This window comes from Streptomyces canus (assembly GCF_030816965.1).
GTDB lineage: Bacteria > Actinomycetota > Actinomycetes > Streptomycetales > Streptomycetaceae > Streptomyces > Streptomyces canus_E.
This window is the reverse complement of record NZ_JAUSYQ010000002.1, coordinates 5,230,316-5,248,660: the sequence shown is the minus strand read 5'-3', so window position 1 is coordinate 5,248,660 and position 18,345 is coordinate 5,230,316. Positions and strand designations below refer to the sequence as shown.

At 71.9% G+C, this 18,345-nt stretch carries 13 protein-coding genes and 2 pseudogenes; 9 read left to right on the top strand and 6 right to left on the bottom strand.

Translation table 11 applies throughout. The annotated features are described in order from the left end of the window. Window positions 1-178 precede the first annotated feature (178 nt). Window positions 179-1,525 carry a helix-turn-helix domain-containing protein gene (locus QF027_RS25155; RefSeq protein ID WP_307077187.1) on the bottom strand — a complete coding sequence of 449 codons (1,347 nt, stop codon included), beginning with the start codon at window positions 1,523-1,525 and terminating at the stop codon, window positions 179-181. Window positions 1,526-1,647: 122 nt separating this feature from the next. On the opposite strand from QF027_RS25155, the gene QF027_RS25150 reads away from it, so the two are divergent. Further along, window positions 1,648-1,821 (top strand): hypothetical protein, encoded by a 174-nt coding sequence (locus QF027_RS25150; RefSeq protein WP_306978732.1) that lies wholly within the window; start codon window positions 1,648-1,650, stop codon window positions 1,819-1,821. A 21-nt stretch (window positions 1,822-1,842) separates the two neighbouring features. Here QF027_RS25150 and QF027_RS25145 read toward each other — a convergent pair whose 3' ends face one another. Next, on the bottom strand, window positions 1,843-2,406 hold the full coding sequence (locus QF027_RS25145) for a tellurite resistance TerB family protein (protein WP_306978733.1): 564 nt from the start codon (window positions 2,404-2,406) through the stop codon (window positions 1,843-1,845). Window positions 2,407-2,797: 391 nt separating this feature from the next. On the opposite strand from QF027_RS25145, the pseudogene QF027_RS25140 reads away from it, so the two are divergent. Further along, window positions 2,798-2,977 (top strand): annotated as a pseudogene (locus QF027_RS25140) (amidohydrolase); the annotation flags it as partial. On the opposite strand, the gene QF027_RS25135 reads toward QF027_RS25140, so the two are convergent. Further along, window positions 2,974-4,131 carry a hypothetical protein gene (locus tag QF027_RS25135; protein WP_307077184.1) on the bottom strand — a complete coding sequence of 386 codons (1,158 nt, stop codon included), beginning with the start codon at window positions 4,129-4,131 and terminating at the stop codon, window positions 2,974-2,976. The pseudogene QF027_RS25140 and the gene QF027_RS25135 sit on opposite strands and share 4 nt — an antisense overlap. Before the next feature lie 226 nt (window positions 4,132-4,357). Here QF027_RS25135 and QF027_RS25130 point away from each other — a divergent pair, with 226 nt between their 5' ends. Together QF027_RS25130 and QF027_RS25125 are read left to right on the top strand one after the other, a co-directional pair. Beyond that, window positions 4,358-4,786 (top strand): hypothetical protein, encoded by a 429-nt coding sequence (locus QF027_RS25130; RefSeq protein ID WP_306978735.1) that lies wholly within the window; start codon window positions 4,358-4,360, stop codon window positions 4,784-4,786. Between the two features lie 188 nt (window positions 4,787-4,974). Then, complete coding sequence (locus QF027_RS25125; RefSeq protein WP_307077182.1) at window positions 4,975-5,805, top strand: hypothetical protein; 831 nt, start codon at window positions 4,975-4,977, stop codon at window positions 5,803-5,805. Here QF027_RS25125 and QF027_RS25120 read toward each other — a convergent pair. After that, window positions 5,714-7,042: an aminotransferase-like domain-containing protein gene (locus QF027_RS25120; protein ID WP_307077180.1), complete on the bottom strand. Its 1,329-nt coding sequence runs from the start codon at window positions 7,040-7,042 to the stop codon at window positions 5,714-5,716. The genes QF027_RS25125 and QF027_RS25120 overlap by 92 nt on opposite strands. Before the next feature lie 75 nt (window positions 7,043-7,117). Here QF027_RS25120 and QF027_RS25115 point away from each other — a divergent pair, with 75 nt between their 5' ends. The 3 genes from QF027_RS25115 to QF027_RS25105 are packed head-to-tail and all read left to right on the top strand — an operon-like array spanning window position 7,118 to window position 10,773. Further along, window positions 7,118-7,864, top strand: a complete 747-nt coding sequence (locus QF027_RS25115) for an alpha/beta fold hydrolase (RefSeq protein ID WP_307077178.1) — start codon at window positions 7,118-7,120, stop codon at window positions 7,862-7,864. A gap of 10 nt (window positions 7,865-7,874) precedes the next feature. Next, entirely contained in the window at window positions 7,875-8,825 is a 951-nt protein-coding gene (locus QF027_RS25110; RefSeq protein WP_307077176.1) for an endonuclease/exonuclease/phosphatase family protein, read from the top strand. Window positions 8,826-8,847: 22 nt separating this feature from the next. Beyond that, window positions 8,848-10,773 (top strand): FUSC family protein, encoded by a 1,926-nt coding sequence (locus tag QF027_RS25105; protein WP_306978740.1) that lies wholly within the window; start codon window positions 8,848-8,850, stop codon window positions 10,771-10,773. A gap of 18 nt (window positions 10,774-10,791) precedes the next feature. Here QF027_RS25105 and QF027_RS25100 read toward each other — a convergent pair whose 3' ends face one another. After that, window positions 10,792-12,852 (bottom strand): PhoX family protein, encoded by a 2,061-nt coding sequence (locus QF027_RS25100; RefSeq protein ID WP_307077174.1) that lies wholly within the window; start codon window positions 12,850-12,852, stop codon window positions 10,792-10,794. 272 nt (window positions 12,853-13,124) lie between these two features. On the opposite strand from QF027_RS25100, the gene QF027_RS25095 reads away from it, so the two are divergent. Next, window positions 13,125-14,681 (top strand): VWA domain-containing protein, encoded by a 1,557-nt coding sequence (locus tag QF027_RS25095; protein ID WP_307077172.1) that lies wholly within the window; start codon window positions 13,125-13,127, stop codon window positions 14,679-14,681. A 6-nt stretch (window positions 14,682-14,687) separates the two neighbouring features. On the opposite strand, the pseudogene QF027_RS25090 reads toward QF027_RS25095, so the two are convergent. Further along, window positions 14,688-16,218: pseudogene (locus QF027_RS25090) on the bottom strand (IS200/IS605 family accessory protein TnpB-related protein). Window positions 16,219-16,556: 338 nt separating this feature from the next. On the opposite strand from QF027_RS25090, the gene metG reads away from it, so the two are divergent. Next, window positions 16,557-18,272, top strand: a complete 1,716-nt coding sequence (gene metG / locus QF027_RS25085) for a methionine--tRNA ligase (RefSeq protein WP_307077170.1) — start codon at window positions 16,557-16,559, stop codon at window positions 18,270-18,272. The last annotated feature ends 73 nt before the right edge of the window (window positions 18,273-18,345 follow it).

Below are 18,345 nucleotides of genomic sequence, written 5' to 3'. Positions count from 1 at the left end.
GGGGCACCGCCCGGCTACCCCTCGTCCATCGGGCGAAACGCCCAGGACGGGCACGGCGGGATCGGCACCCCCCGCTGTCCCTACGGCGTACAGAACGCCCCCGGACAGGCCCCGCACCACGGGGCGCGGACAAAGGCGAGCGCCGCCGCCGGGGCGACCCCGCGCAGCCCCGGACCCCTCACAGAGGAGGCTGTGCGGGTGCGGGTCCGAGGGTGGTGGTGCCGGGGGCCGTACGGTGTCCGAGGCCCGTCCGGTACGCGTCCAGTGCCGCCTCGACTCTTCCCGTACGGCGCAGCAGATCGCCCAGCAGCCGGCACAGGTCGGCCAGGTCACCGGCGGCGCCGGCCCGCTCCAGGAGGCTCAGGGCGCGGACGTAGTGCTCCTCGGCGGCCTCGGTGTCCCGGGCATCCTCGGCGATGATCCCGAGGAGGCGGTGGGCGGCGGCGGAGTGCAGGGCGCCGCGCTCGGAGCTGAGGTCGCTGAGCACGTCGTGGAGAAGGGCGGCGGCCTCGTCGGACTTGCCGCGCCGGTGCAGCACATCGGCGAGCTCGACGGCGGCCTGGCTGGAGTAGAGGGCGGCCCGCTTGGCGGAGAGCATGTCGAGGGCCTGCCTCAACTCGTCCTCGGCACGCTCCAGTTCGCCGTTCTGGGCGTAGACGTATCCGCGCATCCAGTGGCAGTTGGCGAGCTCGGTACGGATCTGGAGCCGGCGGTAGAGCTCGGCGGCCTTGGCGAGGGAGGCGTCGGCCTCGGCGAGGCGGCCCTCGGCGACCAGGGTGCGGGCGACGGACCGGTGCATCCGGGCGACGAGGGCGGGGTCGCCGGCCTGCGGGGCGAGCGCCAGGGCGAGTTCGGCGGCCTGGGCGGCGCGGGCGTGGGCGCCCATGTCCATGTAGGGGCCGATGGCGCTCGCGTACAGGAGGAGCAGCGCGTCGGGGTCGTGGAGGCCACCGCGGTTGAGCTCGTCGATGGTGGATTCCAACAGGTAGACGGAGTAGCGGAGTTCACCGGTGAGGTAGTGGGCGAGGGCGCGTCCGCGCAGGGCGGGAACGCGGGCGGGCAGGGGCACGTCGTCGCCGAGGGCCTTCTCGGCCTGCTCGAAGTACTGGCGCGCGGCGCGGAGTTCGCCCGTCTCCACGGCGCACTCCCCGAGTCCGAGCAGGGCGGCGGCGCGCACCTCGGCGAGGTCGAGCGCCTCGGCCTCGGCGAGCAGGCTGCCGTACTGCGCGGCGGACTCCTCGGCCTCTCCGGTGGCGAGGGTGCGCTGGGCCTCGGTGAGGCGCAGGCGCAGATCGGTGACGAGACGGGCCGGACGGCCGGTCGCCAGTTCCTCGAAACCGACGCCGAGGCGGTCGGCGAGATGCCGGAGCGCGTCGTCGGAGGGGCGCACCCGCCCGGACTCCAACGTGGAGATGTAGGCCGGTGTGTACGCCGGTTCGGCCAGCTGTTTCTGCGTCAGCCCGCGTTCGACCCGCAGCTGCTGCACCCGTCGCCCGATGACGCCCGGGTCGTCCCGCTCCGACATGGCCAACTCCCCAAGCCCCTCTTGCCGTTCGGCTCTCGCAGCCCCTAGGTTAAACGGCGTATTAACCCTGCTTAATACGCTGTCACCGCCATGGGTTCTCACGCCACCGCTGCGAGGTCGCCGTGCTCGAACGCACCAGTACCACCGCGCGCTACGCCAGGGGTTTCGTCGCCGCGGTCGTGGCCGTGGCCACACTGGTCCTGGCTGCCAACGCGGGGCCGGCGAAGGCGTCGGGGGAGCGACCGGCCGAGCAGGCGGATCAGGTCCAGCAGGTCACCCGGCCCTCGTCGGAGTGAGACCGGCTGAGGAAGCGGTCCTCAGAGCTGGAACTCCGCGGGCTGCAGGCCCAGGGTCGCGCAGGCCTCCCGCAGGATCGACTGCTCCGCCTGGGAGAAGTGACCGTCGGCACCGGCGATGACGATGCCGGTCTGGATCACCGCGCGCGCCTCGGTGGGCTTCTTGGCGGCCTTGGCGATCTCCTGGAGCGCCTCCGCCTTGCCCTGCGGGAAGTTGCGGGTGAGCTGGTCCACATGCTTGTGGAAGCGGGTGCGCAGCTGCTCAGGCGGGAAGTTCTGCAGCACCTCGTTGCCGAGGATCAGCGACTCCATCTGCTGGATCTCGGACGCGTCCACGTGGCCGTCCGCCGCCGCGACCAGGGCGCACATCGCCATGCTGGCGTCCCGGTAGGCGCCGCTCTTCAGCTCGGTCTTGAGGGAGCCGAGCTGCGTCTTCAGCACACCGACGAGCTGAGCGCGCGAACCACCGCGAGAGCCGCCGCGCGAACCGCCGTGTCCGGCCCCACCGGTCGTCGTGCCGCGCCCGCCCTGCGCCTGCTGCTGCAGGTTCTTGGCCTGGTCCTTGAGCCGGTCGAACAGTGCCATTGACGTCACCTCGGTACTCGTCTGAGTGATCTCACCCCGGCAACGGCCGAGCCCGGGTAAAGGTTCCCCCAAGCCAACCGAGCCGCACATGGCCCGCCGCTCCGCGGTCCCCGCGTTCTGACACCCGGGACGTTCGGGCTCTTGGGCGCTCCCCCGCTGCCTCAAGGGCGTGGGAGGTACCCCCAGGTCCCCGGCGTGCTCGACCCCGGGGCGGCGACACGCATCCCGCGCGTGGTCCGGTCCGGGAGGCCCGCGGCCGGAGGCCGCTGATGGACACCGCCCTGCGCGACCTGGCCATGTGGCCACGGCCAGAGGCGACGGGGAGGCCCGGAAGCCGACCATCACCCGATCGAGCCAACCCGACCTCGCGCACACTCTCCGACGAGCAGCCACAACCCCAGCCGCGACCTGGGAGGCGGCGCCGGGCGCGGACCTGATGGAGAGGTTCGACGCCGTCCCCAGCAATCACAGCCCGCACTTCGCCCCGGACCTGTCGACGGTGGCGCCGGGAGTGCGGACGCTGGTGTCGGGGGCGCCGACGTACCTCGTCCAGAACGGTGTCGCCTGCTAGAACGGTGTCGCCTGCAGCTCCCGCAGCTGCTTCCGTACGTTCTCCAGGGCGCCCGGGCGACGGCCGGGAACGCGGGCGCGCAACTGCGCGAGCAGGGCTCCGAGTTCCTGGGCCTGGGTCTTGTCGCGGACCTGCCCCCACTGGTGGTGGGCGCGGTCCACGGCCTTCTCCACGGTCGGCGCATCCGGGCTCTGCCCGGCGGTCAGCCGCGTCTCGGCCACGGTCAGCCAGATCCGGCAGCTGCGCGCCGAGTCCCGCGCGAACATCGCCAGGTCCGCCCGCACCTCCGACCAGTGCAGGGCCTGCTCGGACGCCACCCCGTGCGCACGTGTGGCGGCCTGCTCGTGCGCCAGGGCGAGCGCGTCGGCGTCCTGGTGCCGGCCGGCCTGGACGGCGGCGGTGATCTGGACGTGGGGGTCTTCTTGAGGACGGTCGGGTGCCTTCGGCCGGTCCGGCGCTTGAGGACGAGGCATCTCGGGCCGGTACGGAGGCCTGGAGGCGAAGCCCCCGGGAACGACCACCGGTGCGGGCGGCACCGTGAGCACCACGTCCCCGTATGCCTCGGGGCCCAGCCTCGTGAACGCCTGCTGGTGCAACTGCTCGACCGGCGGACGCCATCCGCTGCGCAGGATCGTCGCGATCGTCTTCATGTACGCCGGCACGGCCACCGTACGCCGGGAGGGCGGCGGCGCGATCCGCCCGAACACCGCGTTGTTGCGCCCGGAGTCGAGTGCGTGCGTCCGCAGCCAGCCCCACGCCTCCGCGTCGGCGTGCAGGTCGACCAGGAGCGTCGTCGAGCCCGGGGAACGGAGCCGGAACTCCTCGCGGATCCACTGCCAGGGCAGCGCGGTGTAGCGCACGGTGGCCGGGGTGGTGCGGGCCAGCGCGAGGTGGGGGAGGTGCTGGCGGCGGTCCAGGGCGAGTTGGCCCGCGATGAAGACGGTGAGCGGGCCCGGCGTGGCCGCGACGGCGCGCAGCCGGGTCAGAACGGCCTGCGGTTCCAGGGGGTCGGCGAGCTCCACGACATTGGCCGTGTCGGTGCCGGAGAGCACGGCGGGCGGCACGGCCGCGAGGACGGGAAGCACGGACGCCGCGTCCACCAGACGGCTCTTGCCCACCGGTGAGGCGGCGAGCAGCAGCACGGTTCCGGGCATCGGTCCCTCCCCATCCCCCGTCGATCACTTACGGCAGCACGGTAACCGCTGCGGCCGCGAAGGGGAGTTCCCAGGGCGGCAAACGTCCCTTTCCTGCCCTCTCGTCGGAGAGCGGGTCGGCGAAACACGGGGGCTTCTCGCCGCCGTTCGACTTGCCAGGGCCCCTTCCCAGGTGTGCTCTGGTAGGCGGGGGTGTATCGGGGGGTGGAGAGAGAGGAGTGCTCTCATGGCTCATACGGCACCCGCACGCGGATTCGCCCGGACACCCGATGTCTTCAGCGCCAAGGTGCACACGGCCGCGAGGTACGGCATCCCGGTCGTGCTCGGGCTGGTCTACGGCTACTGGGCCGCGGCGAACCGCCGTGACGGCGGGCCGATCACCGGCTGGAACGTGCTGTTCGGCTTTGTCACGGCGATCGCGTTCATCGTGCTGTGCATCGCCGTGGCGACGTTCGCCCCCCTGCTGAAGCGGGAGCTCCACTCGGCCGTGAAGTCCGGTTTCGCCGGGGCGGCCGTCGGGTTCCTGTACAGCCAGACGGGAGAGAGCGTGCTGCGCTCGACGGCGCTGGCGCTGGCGGTCGCGGCGGGGATCTTCGTCGTGTTCTTCTACCGCTACTACACGCACGAGGACGCCGAGGGAAACCGGATCCGCTAGCGGACGCACGTGGACCCCGGCCAGGAAATGGCCGGGGTCCACGGCTTCCCTCATCCCACGCTCCAGTCGGCGATCTCCCGATCTCCCCTGATCCAATGAGACACCCGTTCGGGTGAACCCTCCACCGGAAGGCGGAATCCCCAGCTCCACGGCTCGCGCGGCCGCCCGCCGTCGTTTTGCCTTGAAGGGTGACCTCCCGTGTCCGCGGCGCCCTGTCGGCCGCCCTGATCGCGCTGGCCTGCCTGCTCGTGCCCTTCGGCGCGGTGGCGGCCTGGGCGGCGTACGGCCTCGCCGACACGGGCCGGTACGTGACGACGATGGCACCACTCGCCGCCGACCCCGCCGTGCGGGACAGCGTCGCGGACGCGGTGGAGGGCGAAGTCGGCGAGCCGGTACGGCCCTTGGTGCGCTCCTTCACCCGGACCCCGGCCTTCGGCACCGCGTGGGACGAGGGCAACAGAGCACTCCACCAGGCCGTGTTGAGGGCCGTCCGGGACGGCGGCCACCACGAGGTGACCGTCGACATCGCCCCGATCGCCGCCCGGGTGGAGCACCGGGTCACCCTGCCCCGCACCGAGATCGCCGTGCTCCCGGCTTCCCAACTCGACCGTCTTCGGAAGGGCTACGACGTGCTCGAAGTCGCCGGTTTCTGGCTGCCCGTCTCGGCCGCCGTCCTCGCCGCCGCCGGGATCGCGATCGCCGCCTGCCGCCGCCGCGCCCTCACCGCGACCGCCCTCGGCACCGCACTCGGCGGCGCCCTGCTGGGCTTCGCCGTCGCCGTGGGCCGCCGGCTCACTCTCACCGATCTGCCCGACCCGGTGCACCGCCCGGCCGTGGGCGCCGTCTACGACGCCCTGACCGCCACCTTGCGCACGGTCTCCTGGCTGCTCGTGGCCGTCGGCCTGGCGGTGGCCCTGGCCTGCTGGCTCACCGGTCGGTACGGCCCGCTGCGAGGCCGGCGAGCGCCCGCAGGGCCCGTTCCAGATCCGGCACAGCAGCCGACGCGAGCCCAAGCCTGACCGCGTCCGGGGTGCGGTTCGGGTCGACGGCGAAGGAGGGCCCGGGTGCGAGAGCGATACCGAGCGCCGCGGCGGCGGCCGTGAAGGTGTCCGCCCGCCAGGGGGCCGGGAGGTGCCACCAGGCGTAGTAGGCGCGCGGGTCGGACCGTACGGCGAACCCGTCCAGGCACTCGGCCAGCACCCGCTGCCGGCGCGCCGCATCGGCCCGCTTCGCCTCGACCAGCCGCGCCACGGTCCCGTCCACCGTCCACCGCACCCCCGCTTCCAGCGCGAACCGTCCCGCACTCCACCCACCGGAACGGACGGCGTCCGCCACTGCGTCCACCCGCTTTTCCGGTACGACGAGAAAGCCGACGGTGAGCCCGGGCGCGACCCGCTTGGAGAGACCGTCGACGACGTGGGTGAGGGCGGGGGCGAGGGCGGCGAGTGGATCGTCGTTCTCCGCGAGGAACGACCAGATGCGGTCCTCCACGACGGGAAGGTCCAAGTCCTGCACGGCAAGGGCGAGTTGACGCCTGCGCTCGTAACTGGTCGTCACGGACGTCGGATTGTGCAGGGTCGGCTGCACATAGAGGGCCGCCAGGGGCGCCGTGCGATGGGCGGCGGCCACGGACTCGGGGCGCAGGCCCCCCTCGTCCGTGGCCAGCGGCACCAGCGTGATGCCGAGCCGGACCGCGATCTCCTTGACCAGGGGATACGTCAGCTCCTCGACGCCGACCCGGCCGCCCGGCCGCACCAGGGAGGCGAGGGCGGCGGCCACGGACTGGCGGGCGTTGCCCGTGAAGAGGATCCGGGACGGGTCGGGGCGCCAGCCGGGGGTGGTCAGGAGAGCGGCGACGGCCTCGCGGGCGGCCGGTGTGCCGGTGGCGGCGGCGGGGCGGAGGGCCTCGGTCAGGACGTCGGGACGCAGCAGGGGCGCGAGAGCGTCGGCGAGGAGCTCGGACTGGCCTTCGGCGGAGGGGTAGTTGAGTTCCAGGTTGACGGGCGTTCCCGCGTCCTCGATGAGCCCCCGGCCGGGCCGCACCGGCGCGGTGGCCTTCACGAAGGTGCCACGGCCCACCTCCCCGACGACCAGTCCCCGCCGTACGAGTTCGCCGTACGCCCGCTCGGCCGTCGACGCGGCGATCCCGTGCCGGCGCGCGAACTTCCGTTGCGGGGGCAGGCGTTCGCCCGGCCGGAGCCGTCCGGTGGTGATGTCGGCGGCTATGCGGTCGGCGATACGGCGGTAGTCGTGCACCAAGGCCCCCTGTGATTGCACTGAGGGCAAAGATTTTATTGCACCGAGAAGTCGGGCCGACCTAGGGTCGGCGTCATGACGGCGATCCCCCTGGTCCTGGTCCACGGCCATCCCTTCGACCACACGATGTGGCGCCCGCAGATCGAGGCGTTCTCCGCCTCCCGCCGCGTGGTCGCCCCGGACCTGCGCGGCTACGGCGCCGCGGTGCCGCCCGCGCCGGTCGAGCGCTTCGAGCGGTTCGCCGAGGACATCGAGGCGCTGCTGGACGGACTGGACGTGACGGCGTGCGTACTGGCGGGCCTGTCCATGGGCGGCCAGATCGTCATGGACTGCTACCGGCGCTTCCCCGAGCGGATCCGGGGTCTGGTCCTCGCCGACACCTTCCCGGCGGCGGAGACCCCCGAGGGCGTGCGGGTCCGGCACGCGACGGCGGACCGGCTGCTGCGCGAGGGCATGGGCGGGTACGCCGACGAGGTGCTGGAGAAGATGGTCGCGCCGTACGCCTCCCCCGAGGTCAAGGCGCACGTCCACCGCATGATGACGGCCACCCGCCCGGAGTCCGCCGCGGCGGCCCTGCGCGCCCGGGCCGCCCGCCCCGACTACCGCGAGCTGCTGACCCGTGTCACCGTCCCGGCGCTGGTGGCCGTGGGCGCCGACGACACCTACACGCCGGTCGCCGACGCGCAGGCCATGCACGCCGCGCTCCCGGAGTCGGAGCTGCACGTCTTCGAGGGGGCGGCGCACCTGCCCAACCTGGAACGGGCGGGGGAGTTCAACACCGTGCTCGGGGAGTTCCTGGCGAAGGTCGACGCCCGCTCGTAGGCTCGGGACGGTGACCCGCCGAAGGCTCGGTATCCGGAGCACCGCCCTGCTCTTCGCCGCCGTGAGCGTGATCCTGGGATGCCGGCTCGCCGACACGGACGGCATCACCCCCGTCCCCCAGCTCCTCGCCTTCCTCCCCTGGCTGCTCGCGCCCGCCGGAGCGGGCCTGGCCCTCACCCTGCTCACCCGGTGGTGGCCCGGGACGATCTGGGCGGGCGTGCTCCTCGGACTGCTCGCATGGTTCGTCACCCCGTACGGGCAGGGCGGCGAGCCGGACGGCCGGGTGCTCGCCTCCTTCCGCGTCCTGACCTCGAACGTCGAGTTCGGACGGGCCACCGACGCCCTCGTCACCGCCGTCCGCGAGGAGAGACCGGACGTCGTGTTCGTGGAGGAGTGCGAGTACGGCTGCTCGGCGGCACTGCGGCGATCCCTGTCCGAGGACTATCCGTACCGGCAGTCCGTGGAGGGCGGCGGCTCGACGGGGTCCGTCGTCCTCAGCCGCTTCCCCCTGAAGCCCGCCGCCGGGATCCCGGGGAGCACCATGGGCATGCCCGGGGCCGTCGCCGACGTGCGCGGTCACGCCGTACGGCTGCAACTCGCGCACCCGATGCCCCCGCTGCCGGGCCGGCTCGACGTGTGGCGGCGGGAGCTGGGCGGGCTGCGCGACTTCGCCGCCTCCGTGGGCCGCACCCCGGCCGTCCTGGCCGGCGACTTCAACGCCTCCCAGGACCATGCGGCCTTCCGCGCGATCCTCGACACCGGGCTGCGCGACGCGGCCCGCCTCGCCGGCTCCGGCCGCACGCCCACCTGGCCGGCCCGCACCGCCCCGGCGATCGGCGCGCAGATCGACCACGTCCTGGTGTCGGAGGACTTCTCGGCGAGCGACGCCCACTTCCTCGACCTGGCGGACACCGACCACCGTGCCCTGCTGGTGGACATCGCACTGCACGGGCCCGGTTGACCTGGGTGTTCATAATGGCCGCATGTCCCGCATCGGCCTCACCCCACCCGACTGGCTGATCCGGAACCTCCAACCGCAGCAGGCACCCGTCAACTGGGCCGCCGTGGCCCGCGCGTCGATCGCGATGTCCCTCCCCCTGGCGATCGGCCTCTCGGTCGATCAGCCGGAGTACGGCGCCCTCGCCTCCATGGGCGCCCTGTCCGGGGTCATCGGCGACACCGCCGACGCGTACCGCATGCGGATCCTCAACATCGCGATTCCCCAGCTGTTCGGCGCGGTCGGCATCACGCTCGGTTCGCTGGTGTACGGCCACGGGTGGACCGCGGTCGTCGCGGTCACCTGCGTCGCCCTCGTCTCCGGGATGATCTCGACGATCGGCGCGGTGGCCTCGGTCTCGGGACTGCTGCTCCTGCTGAACTCCGTGGTGGGCGCGGGCCTGCCGATGCCGGGCGACTGGTGGCTGGCCCCGCTGCTGATGACCGGCGGCGGGCTCCTCGTCCTGCTGCTGGCCCTGCTCGCCTGGCCGCTCAGGTCCGGGGTCCCGGAACGGACGGCGGTCGCGGCCACGTACCGGACGGTGGCCGACCTGATGGCCGCCTGCGGGCGCGCGGAGTACGACGAGGCACGGCACGCCGTCACCCAGTCCCTGAACCAGTCGTACGACCTCGTCCTCGCCCGGCGCGCCCGGCACCACGGCCGCAGCCCCGAACTGACCCGTCTGCTGGCCCAGTTGAACGCGATAACCCCGGTGGTGGAGGCGGCCCCTGCCGCCCACCTGTCCGGTGAGCCGCTGGCACCGGAGATCCCGGAGACGGTCCGCCATCTCGCCCGGGCGGTGGAGACCGGCTACACGGGCCCGATAGGCCTCGGCCTCCCCGTGCCGCTGTCGGAGACGGCCCGGGCCGTCGACCACGCCCTGCGCCACGCGGCCGAGGTCGTCGCCGTACCGGATGTGGACCCGCGCGGCATCGACGACCGCCTGGGCCGCCCGGCCGAGCTCGGCGTCCGGGCCGCCCGCGCCGCGCGGAACGTAGCCCTGTCGGCGGCGTCGTGGCGTTACGGGCTGAGGCTGGCGTTGTGCATCGGGTCGGCCCAGGCGCTGGTCTCGATCGTCCCCGTCCCCCGCTCCTACTGGGTGGCCCTGACGATCACCTTCGTGCTGAAGCCGGACTTCGGCTCGGTGTTCTCGCGGGCGCTGCTGCGGGCGCTGGGCACGGTGGCGGGGCTGGTGGTCGCGGCGGCGGTGCTCTCGCAGGTGCCGCGCGGCGGGTGGGACGTCCTGGTGATGCTCCTGCTGGCCCCGCTGATCCCGGCACTCACCCCTCGCGGCTACGGCTACCAGACGGCGGCGATCACCCCCGTGATCCTCCTGCTGTCGGACGTCCTCAACCACCAGGGCACGGCCCTGCTGATGCCCCGCCTGCTGGACTCCCTGATGGGCTGCGGAATCGCCCTGGTCGCGGGTTACCTGCTGTGGCCGGAGAGCTGGCACACACGGGTCGGCGACCGGCTCGCCGACGCGGTCGCCGACACGGCCCGCTATGTGGAGTCGGCGTTCGGGTCCGCCCCCGACCCCGCCGCCCGCGCCCGCATGCGCCGCCGCCTCTACCGCGACCTCTCGGTGATCCGCACGGAGTTCCAGCGCGCGCTGACCGAGCCGCCGCCCACCGGTCGCCGGGCGGCGGCCTGGTGGCCGCTGGTCGTCGCGGTCGAGCGGATCGTGGACGCGACGACGGCGGCGAGGGTGCGGGTACGGCATGGGGCGGCCCGGCCGTCCGCCGCCGAGGTGGAGCAAGTGGTGCTCCAACTCCGCGAACTGGCGGACGGCTTGCGGAAGGTGGACGTGCTGTACGCGGTCAGGACGGACCTGACCGGACCGGCGGGCAGCGTGTTGGAGCCCCTGCGGCAGGAGGTCGCAGCCGCAAGGGCGGTCACGCAACCCACCTAGGGGCGCGGGGCTACCCGCTTATACGCCGATGTCACTCCCGTCCTTGCGCCACACCGCCACGACCGCCGGCCGCACGATCTTCCCCGGCCCGTCGGGCCACATACTCGCCGGCTTCTCCACCGTCGCGCCGCTGATCTCCCCCGGGTGCTGCACCGCCACCAGCACTCGCCGGTCCTGCACCAGCGGGCCGCAGGTCTCGGCCCCCGTCGGTACGGTCAGGAACTGCTTGAGCTCACCCCGCCGCTCCCCCTTCGTGGCGACCCCGAACAGTCCGTCGTGGGACCCCAGCTGGTTCCCGTCCGTGGAGATCCACAGGTTCCCGTGGGGATCGAAGGCCACGTTGTCCGGGCAGGAGATGGGGCTCACGGCGTCCTTCGGGAAGCCCGCGAAGTAGGTGGCAGGGTCCTCCGGGTCCCCGGCGACGAGGAACAGCGTCCAGGCGAACTTCGTGCTGTCGGCCCGGTTCCACCGCTCGGTGAGCTCGAGGATGTGCCCGTGCTTGTTGGCGTTGCGGGGGTTCGCCTCGTCGGCGGGGGCGTTCGTGCCGACACCGCGGTTGGTGTTGTTGGTGAGCGCGACGTACACCTTGCCCGAGTGCGGGTTCGGCTCGATGTCCTCGGGCCGGTCCATCTTGGTCGCCCCGACCTTGTCGCCGGCGAGCCGGGTGAAGACGCACACCTCGTCGGCGGTCATCCCCTCGACGTGTGACACGGCACCCTTCGCCGTGGCGGTGACCAGCGGGATCCACTCCCCGCCGCCGTCGAACTCCCCGTCGGCGGGAAGCTTCCCGGTCCCGTCGACCTCGAGGGCGGGGGAGTCACCGGTGAGGCGGGCGACGTACAGCGTCCCCTCGTCGAGCAGCGAGAGATTGTGCTCCCGCACGGCCCGACTACTACCGTGCTTCATCCGCTTGCTGCCGACGAACTTGTAGAAGTAGTCGAACCGCTCGTCATCCCCGGAGTACACGACCGGCCGCCCGTCGTGCGTGAGCCGCACGGTCGCGCCCTCGTGCTTGAACCGGCCGAGCGCGGTGTGCTTGCGGGGCGCGGAGGAGGGGTCGTAGGGGTCGAGCTCGACGACGTACCCGAAGCGGTGCACCTCGTTGGGCTCCTGGGCGACGTCGAACCGCCTGTCGAACCGCTCCCACTTGCGCTCGCTGGCGCCCGTCCCGATCCCGTACCGCTTGTCCGTGGCCCGGCCGGCGTTGGCGAAGTACTGGTTGAAGTTCTCCTCGCCGTGGAGGGTGGTGCCCCAGGGGGTCGTGCCGCCGGAGCAGTTGTTGAGCGTGCCGAGAACCTTCCGGCCCGTGGGGTCGGCGGAGGTCCTGAGCAGGTCGGACCCGGCGGCGGGCCCGGTCAGCCGGAACTCGGTGGTGGCGGTGACGCGCCGGTTGAGGTGGTGCCGGGGTACGACGGTAAGCTCGCCGTTCTTCTTGTTCTCCTCCACGACGACGGCGGACAGCCCGTGCGCGGCCCAGGCGACCTCGACCTGCTCACGGGTGGGGGCGGCGGCGTCGTAGCCCCGGAACATCAGCACTTCGTCGGTGTACTCGTGGTTGGCGACGAGTATCTGCCGGCCGCGCTCGCCCGGGAGGGGCAGCAGCGCGAGGAAGTCGTTGTTGTACCCGAACTGGCCGGCCTGGGCGGTGGCCGTCTGCCGGTCCGGGTCGAAGGCGGGGGCGCCGCGCAGGATGGGCTCGCCCCAGCGGACGACGACGTTCTGGGAGTAGCCGGCCGGGACGGTCACGGTGTCGGCGGTGTTGGGCGCGACGGGGGTGAACCGGAGTCCACGGGCGGCCTTGCCCTTCGGCTTGGGCTTGGCCGTGGTCTGCTGGGCGGCGGCTTCGGCCGACGGGGCCGTGACGACGGTGCCCGCGGTGCCGGCGGCAGCGGTGACCGTCACGACGGCGGCGGCACGCAGCATCGAGCGGCGGCTGAGCGCGGTGGCGATGACGTCGCCGACGTACGGGTTGGAAGAGGTGTTGGGCGCCGGGTGGAAACAGGCGTCACCACACCGGAAACGACAGGTCAGGGCGGACCGTCCATGGACGGTGTTGATCAACGGCAGCTGTACGCGCACTTTTGCTCTCCCCTTGCTTCCCCTTGAAGCTCGCTTGACGGACGGTAGGTGTGCGTCCGTGCGAGAACGGGGCGGGGCGGTGAACGGTGCATGAACCGGGGGTGGACGTAGCGGAGTTGATGCCGCACGCGGGTGAAGTCCGGAAGTAGGTCTTGACGCCCGGAGCCCTGTGCACCCGCCCCTGCCGAAGATCGCCTTCCGGGGCAGCTAACCTTACGTGTCCGTCCTGGCCAGGGATTGACGGGCTACAACTCATGCGAAGGGTTGCGCACATGGGCATTCTCACTCTCCTGCGGAACGCGTTCGGCGGCCGATCACGCAAGGGGGCTGCCACCGAGGCAGAGGGTGCGGAGACGACTCCTTCGCAGGAGACGGCACCGAAGGTCCCCTCTCCGGCACCCGAGCCGACGCCTGCGAAGGCGGCTACGGTCCCCGAACCTCGTACCTCCACCCTCTCCACGTCCTCCGAGCACGAACTGGTCGCAGCGGCCTTCGACAAGGCGGCGGCCTCCAAGCCGACGCCTTCGGCGGAGACGCCGGCGACCCCGAAGAACGCGGAGATCCCGACCCAGCCGGTCGGGGACGATGCGGCGCCTGAGACGCCGGTGGCCGAGGAATCGACGCCGGAACAGCCGGAGGCTGAGTCCGAGGCATCCGCTGAGGCACCCGCCGAGGAACCGGTGGCGGAGGAAGCGGCCGTACAGCAGACTGCTGCCGAAGAGCCGGCCCCGGTCGCAGTGGCGGAAGAGAAGCCGCTGGTGGCGGAGGCCGCACCGGAACCGGAGCCGGTCGTCGAGACCGAGCCGGAAGCCGCCCCGGAAGCCGAGGCGACGCCCACCGCAGAGGCCGCCCCCGAGCCGAAGCCCGAACCGGCGGCCGAGGTCACTCCCGACTCCGCCGTGGAGGCCGAACCGGTCGCCGAGGCAGAGCCGGATTCCGTCCAGGAGCCCGAGACCGTCGCTGTCGAGGCCGCCCAGCCGGTCGCCGAGGTCACGCCCGAGCCCGAGCCGGCTTCCGACCCGGAGCCCGAGACCGTCGTAGAACCGGAGCCGCAGCCGACCGCCGAGGCCACCCCTGAGCCGGAGCCCGAACCGGCCGTCACCCCCGAAACCCCGGCCCCGGCGGCAGCGGACGATACCCTCGCGGCCGCCGACGGCGACGAGACCGGCACGGTTGGTGCGGATGGGAACGACGTCGCCGTACCCTCCACCCTCCGCACCGCCTACACCGCCGCCGCCACCGCCCTCACCACCCACAGCCTCACCGGCACCACCGCCACGACCTACCTCGTCCTCGACCGCTCGGCGAGCATGCGCCCGTACTACAAGGACGGCTCCGCCCAGGCCCTCGGCGAGCAGACCCTCGCCCTCGCCGCCCATCTGGACCCCGAGTCCAAGGTCCACGTCGTCTTCTTCTCCACCGAACTCGACGGCACCGGCGAGCTCACCCTCACCGACCACGAGAACAAGATCGACGACCTCCACGCGGGCCTCGGCCGCATGGGTCGTACCAGCTACCACGCGGCCGTCGAGGAAGTCCTCGCGCACCACACCAAGAACTCCCCCGACACCCCCGCCCTGGTCGTCTTCCAGACCGACGGCGCCCCGGACGCGAAGACCCCCGCCACCCAGGCCCTCACCGAGGCGGCGAAGACCCACCCCGCCGTCTTCTTCTCCTTCGTCGCCTTCGGTGACCCGGAGAACAAGGCCTTCGACTACCTCCGCAAGCTCAAGCTCCCCAACACGTCCCACTTCCTCGCGGGCGAGACCCCGAAGGAACTCACGGACGCGGAGATCTACGAGGGCATCCTGGCGAACTGGCGCCCGTAACCGTTCCTAGAGACTGAGCGGGAGTGAGTCCTGTTGCCAGGATTCATGCTCAGCCGAGCGCCCCGAACGGTGTTGGGCGTTCTGGTTGCCCGCGTTCGCTCCGCGGTCCGGCGGCACGCATCTGGTGCGTGGTCCGGGAAGGGGAGGGCGGGGTCCCTCGCGCCCGGGGGCACGCCGGTCGGCCTGGACGGTCCGATGCCCCACACGATCACTCCGGTCGTGTGGGGGCGGTGTCGTCCGTCGCCGGATCGGGTGTCCCTGGGCGCGCCTGCCGATCGCCACGGCGGCAGCGTCGTGGCGGGTCCTCTTCCTGTTCTTGCTGGTGAGGGGTTTCTGCCAGTGCTGGGCGCCCCAGCGGCTGGTGTAGGCGGGGTCCACGGCGATGATGGCGATGCCGGTCTGGTCGGCCATCGAGGTCAGCCGGGCGCGGAGTCTGCCGGTGGGCATGCCGGAGATGAGCTGCCGGAACCGTTTGCGGCGGCCGTGTTTCTCGCGGGTCTTCTCTGTCGTGAAGTCCAGGTCTTCGACGGCGATGGCCTTGACGCCGCAGGTTTGGGCCCAGTGCAGGAGCCGGGTGAGGGCGTGGCGGACCTGGGCGTCGCGGTGCTCGGCGGTGCCCGTGAGGTCGTAGAAGAACCGGCGGGGGCTGCCGGTCGGGTTGCCGTGGGCATCGAGGCGCCAGGCGGCGAGGTGGTCGGCGTTCATATCGACGCCGATCACACCGTGCGCGAGGGCGGCGGCCAGCGGGACGGTTCGGGTGACCGGGATCTGCCAGGCGGCGGTCACATACCAGCGGCCCCGGGCCACATCCAGGTGGATGCGGTAGGCGACGGCCCGGTTGGCCGCCACCCGGTCCGCCCACTCCTGCCCGCGGTGCGGAAACCGCACCATCGCGGTGAGGATGTACCGGCCGTGCGGGGCGTTGGCCAACCCGGCGAGCGGGGCCGGGAGTTTGATGCTGACCTCGCCGTCCGGGCTGATGCGGATCGTCTCGTTGCCGTACCGCTTCCCGGACTCGCCGTCCGCCTGCACAAACCAGCGCTCCGCCTCCCAGCGCCGCCGCCACTGGTCCTCGGTGAGCTGCGCGTCATGCAGGTGATGGCGGGTGCGGGCCAGGCGTTTCCCGCCGCGTACGACGTGCACGGTCCCGGCCGTGTGGTCGGCCCGCGCGCGCTCCAGCCGGTCCTCCGGCACCCGCAGGCGCCGGGACTTGGCGTGCCACTCCCGCTTGCTGCGGTAGCCGCCCGGCATGTTCTTCGAGCCCTTCGCGCCGACCGGCAGCGACAGCCGGTGCGCGATCGTACGGATCCCCGCCTCAAGGGACTGGATGTGGGCGAGCTGGCCACGCCGGGACAGAGCCCACAGGTCATGCGTGGCCTTGGTTCAGGTCCCGGGAGGCGAGAGATCCGAGGTGCGCGCCGACCAGCGCGAGGACCTTCTCATCGCCGGGCGTCAGCTCCTTGAGCCGGGTACGGACCGCCACCCCCGAGGGCCCGGGCACGACGAACGACGCCACAAGCTCCCGCAACCCACCCACCCCACACCCCCGTACGGCCCATCGAAAACCCGCTCACCACAACCAACGAGCCCCACCCGGAAAGGTCACACATTCGATGGGCGAACTCTGGTTCCCCTTCCGGGGCAACGCCCCCAAACGTCCGCCAGGAGCTTCCGCGCTCACCCACACACGCCAGAACACACTCGAACTCAGTCAAACCCCAGAAGTTCCCAACCCCCGAAGATCACCACAGCTCACCACCGGGCCGCCCCCTTCCCACCCCGTAAAACGGGAAGCGGGCGGCCCACCCATGTCGGATACGATTTCAAGACTCGCGAAGCGACTCACCCGCACGACCAACCTGGGAGCAGCCCCCGATGGCTCGACACCTCATCACCAGCGCCCTTCCGTACATCAACGGGATCAAGCACCTGGGCAACATGGTGGGGTCCATGCTCCCGGCGGACGTCTACTCCCGCTACCTGCGCCAGCGCGGCCACGACGTCCTCTACATCTGCGCGACGGACGAGCACGGCACCCCGGCCGAGCTGGCCGCGAAGGAGCAGGGCCTGCCGGTCGACGAGTTCTGCGCGCAGGCGCACGACGCGCAGAAGGCGGTCTACGACGGCTTCGCGCTGGCCTTCGACTACTTCGGCCGCAGCTCCAGCGAGCAGAACGTCGAGATCACCCAGCACTTCGCCCGCCGCCTGAACGAGAACGGCTTCATCGAAGAGCGCGCGATCCGTCAGGTCTACTCGCCCACGGACGGCCGTTTCCTCCCGGACCGCTATGTCGAGGGCACCTGCCCGCACTGCGGCTACGACAAGGCCCGCGGCGACCAGTGCGAGAACTGCACACGCGTTCTGGACCCGACCGACCTGATCAACCCGCGCTCGGCGATCTCCGGCTCCACGGACCTGGAGGTCCGGGAGACCAAGCACCTCTTCCTCCTCCAGTCCAAGCTCCAGCACGAGGTCGAGGAGTGGGTCTCCCGGCACGAGGACGACTGGCCGCAGCTGGCCTCCTCCATCGCCCGCAAGTGGCTGAACGAAGGTCTGCACGACCGCGCGATCACCCGTGACCTGGACTGGGGCGTCCCCGTCCCGTCCGACACGTGGCCGGAACTGGCGGCGGAGGGCAAGGTCTTCTACGTCTGGTTCGACGCCCCGATCGAGTACATCGGCGCGACGAAGGAGTGGGCGGATCTGGACCCGGAGAACCGCGACTGGAAGTCGTGGTGGTACGACGTCGACACCGACGTCCGCTACACGGAGTTCATGGCGAAGGACAACGTCCCCTTCCACACGGTGATGTTCCCGGCGACCGAGCTCGGTGTGCGCGAGCCGTGGAAGAAGGTCGACTACGTCAAGGCCTTCAACTGGCTGACGTACTACGGCGGGAAGTTCTCCACGTCCCAGAAGCGGGGCGTCTTCACCGACCAGGCCCTGGACATCCTCCCGGCGGACTACTGGCGCTACTTCCTGATCGCCAACGCCCCCGAGTCGGACGACTCGTCCTTCACCTGGGAGCACTTCACGGCGACGGTGAACAAGGACCTGGCCGACACCCTCGGCAACTTCGTCAACCGCGTCCTGTCCTTCTCGAAGAAGCGCTTCGGCGAGGAGGTCCCGGCGGGCGGTGAGCCGGGCGAGGCGGAGGCGAAGCTGGGCGAGGAGATCGCCCGCCTCCTCGCGGAGTACGAGTCCCAGATGGAGGCGCTCCAGTTCCGCAAGGCCGCTGCGGCGCTGCGCGCCCTGTGGTCTGCGGGCAACTCCTACCTGGAGGAGAAGGCCCCCTGGCTGGAGATCAAGACGGACAAGGACGGCGCGGCACTGACCCTGCGCACGGCGATGAACCTGATCCACCTGTACGCGGTGGTCTCGGAGCCGTTCATCCCCGCGACCTCGGCCGCCATGCGCCAGGCCTTCGTCCTCAACGACGACTCGGCCACCTGGATCACCGCCGACGAGGCCCGCGCCCTCACCGCCCTCACCCCCGGCACCCCCTTCACGGTCCCCCCGGTCCTCTTCGCCAAGCTGACCGACGAGGACCTGGAGACGTACAAGGAGCGCTTCGGCGGCTCCCCGGAGTAATCCGGAAGCAGTCCCGGAGCAGTCCGGATACCGACCCGGGCATCGCCGTGTCCGCGCCAAGCCGTATGGTTTG